The 6,507-nt window shown below is 60.8% G+C and carries 6 protein-coding genes, 1 pseudogene and 1 riboswitch; of the genes and pseudogenes, 5 read left to right on the top strand and 2 right to left on the bottom strand.

Annotation, left to right across the window (positions count from 1 at the left end):
* Positions 1-141 precede the first annotated feature (141 nt).
* Positions 142-360: riboswitch (cobalamin riboswitch) on the top strand.
* A 123-nt stretch (positions 361-483) separates the two neighbouring features.
* The 4 genes from OQK_RS23010 (at position 484) to cobM (ending at position 2,629) form a co-directional block, all read left to right on the top strand.
* A complete protein-coding gene (locus OQK_RS23010; RefSeq protein ID WP_016774486.1) occupies positions 484-681 on the top strand; it encodes a CbtB domain-containing protein in 198 nt (65 codons plus the stop codon).
* 11 nt (positions 682-692) lie between these two features.
* Complete coding sequence (locus OQK_RS23005; protein ID WP_016774485.1) at positions 693-1,394, top strand: CbtA family protein; 702 nt, start codon at positions 693-695, stop codon at positions 1,392-1,394.
* The gene (locus OQK_RS23000) at positions 1,391-1,804 is read left to right on the top strand and encodes a cobalamin biosynthesis protein (protein ID WP_016774484.1); all 414 of its coding nucleotides are present in this window, start codon (positions 1,391-1,393) and stop codon (positions 1,802-1,804) included. Before OQK_RS23005 ends, OQK_RS23000 begins: the two co-directional genes overlap by 4 nt.
* Positions 1,805-1,882: 78 nt before the next feature.
* Positions 1,883-2,629: a precorrin-4 C(11)-methyltransferase gene (gene cobM, locus OQK_RS22995; protein WP_016774483.1), complete on the top strand. Its 747-nt coding sequence runs from the start codon at positions 1,883-1,885 to the stop codon at positions 2,627-2,629.
* A 115-nt stretch (positions 2,630-2,744) separates the two neighbouring features.
* Here the strand turns inward: cobM and nfuA are convergent, their stop codons facing one another.
* Together nfuA and OQK_RS22985 are read right to left on the bottom strand one after the other, a co-directional pair.
* Entirely contained in the window at positions 2,745-3,329 is a 585-nt protein-coding gene (nfuA, locus tag OQK_RS22990; RefSeq protein WP_003225494.1) for a Fe-S biogenesis protein NfuA, read from the bottom strand.
* Positions 3,330-3,432: 103 nt separating this feature from the next.
* A pseudogene (locus OQK_RS22985) lies at positions 3,433-5,727 on the bottom strand (fatty acid cis/trans isomerase).
* Between the two features lie 155 nt (positions 5,728-5,882).
* Between OQK_RS22985 and OQK_RS22980 the strand changes: the two are divergent.
* The coding region (locus OQK_RS22980; protein ID WP_038861605.1) for a homocysteine S-methyltransferase family protein at positions 5,883-6,507 on the top strand (625 nt) is incomplete at its 3' end.

Raw genomic sequence — 6,507 nt, 5'->3', positions numbered from 1 at the left:
AAAAGTGCCTCGCCGTAAGGGCGAAACCGTAATCAGCAACACCCGCAGCAACGGATATACACACAAAAACATCAGAAAAACACCCCCACCGCAGCACCGAAAACTCCCCGGAAATTGACTAAAAACCCAAACCCATGTTCTCCTGCCCACCTTGTTACGGGTGCCCTTCACAGGGTGAAACGGGAAACCGGTGAATCATGTGCTTTACTCAAGGCCATGTCAGTCCGGTGCTGCCCCCGCAACGGTAAGCGAGCGAAGCGTCAGATCCACTGTGCCCCGGCATGGGAAGGTGATGCTTGCAGGTCGGCCTCGTGCCAACCCCTCGCGAGCCCGGAGACCGGCCCGCAACACCCAGCGCGCGCAAGCGCGGCTGACCACAAACAAACCCGCGGTGGGCGGGCGCTGTTCGAAATCCCTGCGTGCCCGGCTCGCAGGGATTTTCATGCGCTCTGTTTACCCGCTGACATTTCAGAGGGAAGCGCTATGTCGATCATCAGCAATACCGTCAGCCACACTGATCACATTTCCAGCAGCACCACACTCGGCCAACGCGTGGCCGCCGCCCTCTTCGCCTCGATCCTCGGTGCCAGTCTGGTCTGGTTCGCCGGCTTCTCGCACATCGAAGCGGTGCACAACGCCGCCCACGATACCCGCCACAGCGCCGCGTTCCCGTGCCACTGAGGCTTGCCGAGATGATCAAGCGTATTGCGCAAACCGCAGGCTTCACCGGCTTGCTGGCCGCCCTGCTGCTGACCTTGCTACAGAGTTTCTGGGTATCGCCACTGATTCTGCAGGCCGAAACTTTCGAGAAATCCGAACCGGTCGCGCAAGTTCACGAACACGCCGCTGGCACTGCCGCCCACAGCCATGATGGCGAAGCCTGGGAGCCGGAAGACGGCTGGCAGCGCGTGGTCTCGACCACTGGCGGCAATCTGGTGGTGGCGGTGGGTTTCGCCCTGATGCTTGCCGGCCTGTACACCTTGCGCGCGCCAACCAAAACCTCGCAAGGGCTGCTCTGGGGTCTGGCCGGTTACGCGACGTTCGTTCTCGCGCCGACCTTGGGCCTGCCACCTGAATTGCCGGGCACTGCGGCTGCCGATCTGGCTTCGCGGCAGATCTGGTGGATCGGCACTGCCGCTTCGACCGCCGTCGGCCTGGCACTGATCGCCTTCAGCCGCCACTGGCTGATGAAGCTTCTCGGTGTGGCGATTCTCGCCGTGCCGCATGTGATCGGCGCGCCGCAACCGCAGGTGCATTCGATGCTCGCTCCAGAGGCACTGGAAACCCAATTCAAAATCGCTTCGCAGCTGACCAACGTCGCGTTCTGGCTGGCCTTGGGCTTGATCAGTGCATGGTTGTTCCGCCGCAAAAGCGCAGGCCGATATCAGGCATGACCCATGACCGCGCAGTGCCGACCTTCGTGGTCGGCCTCGGCTGCCAGCGTGGCTGCCCGGCCAGTACGCTGCGTGCACTACTCGATCAAGCGTTGCAGGCGCACCGCATCGAGCTGCGAGCGGTCAAGGCTTTGGCGAGTATCGACCTCAAGCGTGACGAACCGGGGTTGCTGGAACTGGCCACACAATTGAACCTGCCGCTGCAGTATTTCAACAGTGCCGAGCTGGCGCCCTATCAACAGCGCCTCAGCCATCAATCGCAGATCGCCTTTGAACGCACCGGCTGCTACGGCGTGGCGGAAAGCGCCGCGCTGGCGCTGGCCGAGCAACTGATTCAGGCGCCGGCGAAACTGCTGATCCACCGCCAGAAATATGCGCAGGCCACGCTGGCATTGGCCGGCGCTGCATAAAATCCCGATAATCCCCGCCATTGATCATGAGCACGCTTCATCTGCAGTGGGGCTGCGCCTCTTCACAAGGATTCAACGATGACTGTCTACTTCATCGGCGCCGGCCCCGGCGACCCGGAACTCATCACCGTCAAAGGCCAACGGCTGATTCGCAGCTGCCCGGTGATCATTTATGCCGGCTCGCTGGTACCCGCAGCGGTGCTGGAAGGTCATCAGGCCGAAACCGTGGTCAACAGCGCTGAACTGCATCTGGAACAGATCATCGACCTGATCAGGACGGCCCATGCCAAAGGCCAGGATGTTGCCCGCGTGCATTCGGGGGATCCAGGTCTGTACGGCGCGATTGGTGAGCAGATCCGCTACTTGCGTGAGCTGAGCATTCCTTTCGAGATCATTCCGGGCGTGACCGCCACGGCTGCATGCGCAGCGCTGCTGGGCGCCGAGTTGACCCTGCCGGACATTTCGCAAAGCGTGATCCTGACCCGTTACGCCGACAAGACCGCGATGCCCGTTGGCGAGGAGCTGGCCAGCCTGGCGCAGCATGGCGCGACCATGGCCATTCATTTGGGGGTCAATCATCTGGAAAAGATTTTGGTTGAATTGCTGCCGCATTACGGCGCGGACTGCCCGATTGCCGTGATTCACCGCGCGACATGGCCGGATCAGGACTGGGTCGTCGGTACACTGGCGGACATTGCCGCAAAGGTCGAGGCCAAAGGGTTTCGGCGTACGGCGCTGATTCTGGTCGGGCGGGTGCTGGGCAGCGAGGTGTTCAGCGAGTCTTCGTTGTATCGCGCCGGGCATGCGCATTTGTACCGACCGTGAGTGGAACGCGGAGCGTCCCGGGCTGCATGCCCACGCGGAGCGTGGGCATGATCAAGCCACAGGCATAAAAAAACGGCGCTCACGGGCGCCGTTTTTCATGTTCGCAGCGAACGCCTTAGTAGTAGGCGTTTTCTTTCTGCGTGTGGTCGGTCACGTCGCGAACGCCCTTGAGCTCCGGGATGCGCTCAAGCAGAGTGCGCTCGATGCCTTCCTTCAAGGTCACGTCAGCCTGGCCGCAGCCCTGGCAACCGCCACCGAACTGCAACACGGCAATGCCGTCCTCGACCACATCGATCAGGCTGACCTGACCGCCGTGGCTGGCCAGCCCCGGGTTGATCTCGGTTTGCAGGTAGTAGTTGATGCGCTCGTTGACCGGGCTGTCGGCATTGACCATCGGCACCTTGGCATTTGGCGCCTTGATGGTCAGCTGGCCGCCCATACGGTCGGTGGCATAGTCGACAACGGCGTCGTCAAGAAACGCTTCGCTGAAGGAATCGATGTAAGCGGTGAAGCTTTTCAGCCCCAGCGCAGTATCTTCAGGCTTCTCTTCGCCCGGCTTGCAGTAGGCAATGCAGGTTTCGGCGTACTGGGTGCCAGGCTGGGTGATGAAGACACGGATGCCGATGCCCGGGGTGTTCTGCTTGGAGAGCAGATCAGCCAGGTAATCATGGGCGGCGTCGGTAATGGTAATAGCGGTCATAAAAACTCCTCGCAGGCTTGGGCGCAGTTTACGCCAATCGGCGCGGCTGACAAAGTCCTAGTATTTTTGTCGGGAAAGAATCCCGGCATATGCCTGCGAATGCTCAAAGGTTCTCGTACCGGTTCATATCCAGCACACCCTCTTCCACCGGATCGGTTTCGTGGATGTACTGGCTCAGATCGTGGAAATACAGCCAGAACTGCGGATGACTGCGACGAATGCCCCAGCGCTCGACGATCTTGTCGAACCGATTGGCATCCCTGGCATTCTCCATGGCATCGACAAACGCTGGCACCTGCTCGGCCGGGACGTTGAACATGAAGTTCGGGTAACTGGTGAGTACGCCCGGATAGATCGTCAAGGTGTCGAGACCCGGTTGATAGCGCAGCGACTCACCGAGCAGAAACGCCACGTTGCTGTGCGCGCGGTTGCGCAGCACGCTGTAGACCTCGCGCTTGCCGCTGGCGGTTTCAACGCGCAGCAAGGTCGCTTCGGGCATCTGGTCGATGACTTTCAACCCTGCGGCCGGTCGCGAGGCCAGACGGCTCAGGGCCTGCTCGGCGTTCTGCAACGCCGGATCTATATTCGGTCGCGAGCAATAAGCGCCGTCGCAGCGATTGATCGGGTCTGGCCGCGCGTTCAGATCACCGTAGCGCGCCAGCAACTGCATGGCGAAATCATGTTTCGGGTCTTTTTCGTCGAGCTTCAATGCGGTCGGTTTGTCGTCATCGATGGCCTCGTAATCGAGCCACATCTTGAATTGGCCGCCGTCCTGGTACCAATCGTTGAGGTAATCCTCGCGCAAGTCAGCGGGCATCAGGCGCAGGAAGTTCTGCTCGGCGCCGTTACGGATCAGGTCGAAATACAGACGGGTCTGCGCCTGATGGGAGACGTTGCCGAACACGTCGAAGTTGACCGCGAGCTGATAGTAGGTGCGCTCGAGCAGTGGATAGTCGAACAGCCAAATGGTTTGCGGCACCTCACCGATCAGCCCCTTGGTCACCGAAGCGCTGTCGAAGTGGCGAAAAATGCTCAGCAAGGCGTTGTCGTTGCCGGCCCACAGCGTCGACCAGCTCGGCGCCGGCAGATCGGCATAGCTGTCGCGGCGCAGTGCCTCGTATTCGTTGCGCTTGTCGCGGTAGTTGCGCCACAGGCTCAGCACGCTGCCGACATCGTCGTTCTGCCCCGGCATCGCCAGCAGCGGCGTAGCCTGGCCACGGTAGTTCGGGTCGGTGATGTAGAGATCATGTTCCGGCGCCTGGAACAGCGCCCAGAAGTTGTCGCGGATCACGTCGGTCGCGATCTGCCCACGGCACACCGGCCCGCGAATGAAGGTGCGGACGAAGTATTCAGCGTTATCGAGCATGAACTGATAGCGCGCCTGCGCCGGAATCGCTTCGAAAGTGGCAAACGGATTGGCACGGCTTTGCGGGCCGTAACCCGGCAGCGCATTGACCTGCCAGTTGCCGTTGTAGAACAGGCTCTTGATCCGCGCCATTTTGGCTGCGCTCAGCGGATAAGTGATGTGCGTCTTGTGCACGATCACCCCCTGCACCGGCCACAAGCGGTAATACACCTGCGTGCCCGGGTCGTCGTTGGGGCGGCGCGTGGCGATCAGGTCGATCGGCTGGCCGCTCGGCGTGCGCGAACGTACCCACTGGAAATAATGCCCCGGCTCGCCGTCCTTGAAATAGATGTGCGCCAGATACCAGTGCTCGAACAGCCAACGCCCGACCAGACTTTGCCGCGCACCGGGGGCGTTGAGCAGGTTTTCCCACTGCAGGATCTGCATGGCCTCTTTGGCACTCGGCGCCAGGCTCTGCTCGTCAATCGGCGCGCCAGACGCCAGCCAGCGCTGCAGGGTCTGTTATTGCTGGTCGGTTAGGCCAGTGACCGCCAGCGGCATGCCCTCTTTCGGGTGCGCGCCGGCATATCCGTCGAACTCCGCAGGCATTGCGCATAGATTGTTGCGATTGAGCCCCAGGACAATGTCTTCGGGCAGCTTGGCGTTCGGCGTCAGCGGCGTCTTGTGGCCGAGTTCAAGCATGCGTGCCATCAGCGCAGCCTGACTGCCCTGGGCGTCGAGCACCGAATAGAAGTCTTTCTGCTGCCAGGCGCGCTTGCCGAAGGCATCGTAAAACAGGCGCGTGGTCGGTGCTGCCTGAGTGCGTTCGCCGTCGTACACGGGCATCTTGCTCGCGCCACGAGCAGCGCCTTCGCCACTGCCCAGATTGAGCTGACAGGCCGAGTCATAGCAGGCATGGCAGGCTACGCACTTCTCGGTAAAGATCGGTTGGATATCGCGGGTGTAGGAGATGGAAGAAGAAATGGCAGGATCTTGCGCCGCAACGCTCCCGCTCAGGACCAGCAACCATAAACTGATGAAGCGGTGCGGCATGTTGCTGATCTCGATGATAAAAAAAGGCTGCGATTCTACCGTTATGACGCTCGTACCAACATGAGCGATATTCATGCAAAAGCTGCACATGCTCCAAAAGCGCACAGGTTTGCTATGATCCCGCTCCTTCGTAATGGTCTTTTCGAGTAGTCCACATGTCCGATCGCAGCGTCCGCCTTCAAGCTCTCAAGCAAGCCCTCAAAGAGCGCATCCTGATTCTCGACGGCGGGATGGGCACGATGATCCAGAGCTACAAGCTCGAAGAGCAGGATTATCGCGGCAAGCGCTTCGCGGACTGGCCGAGTGACGTCAAGGGCAACAACGACCTGCTGGTGATCACCCGTCCGGACGTGATCGGCGGCATCGAAAAAGCCTATCTGGACGCCGGCGCCGACATTCTCGAAACCAACACTTTCAACGCCACGCGCATTTCCATGGCCGATTACGGCATGGAAGAGCTGGCGTACGAGTTAAACGTAGAGGGCGCACGTCTGGCGCGCAAGATTGCCGACGCCAAGACCGCCGAAAACCCGGCCAAGCCGCGCTTCGTTGCCGGCGTGCTCGGCCCGACCAGCCGCACCTGCTCGCTGTCGCCCGACGTCAACAACCCCGGCTACCGCAACGTGACCTTCGATGAGCTGGTGGAAAACTACACCGAAGCCACCAAAGGCCTGATCGAGGGCGGCGCCGACCTGATTCTGATCGAAACCATTTTCGACACCCTCAACGCCAAAGCGGCGATCTTCGCCGTGCAGGGCGTGTTCGAGGAGCTGCACATCG

Origin of the sequence: Pseudomonas sp. R62 (genome assembly GCF_000257605.1) — a bacterium.
GTDB lineage: Bacteria > Pseudomonadota > Gammaproteobacteria > Pseudomonadales > Pseudomonadaceae > Aquipseudomonas > Aquipseudomonas atacamensis.
The sequence above is the reverse complement of the archived record's forward strand: the minus strand, read 5'-3'. Positions and strand labels throughout refer to the sequence as shown.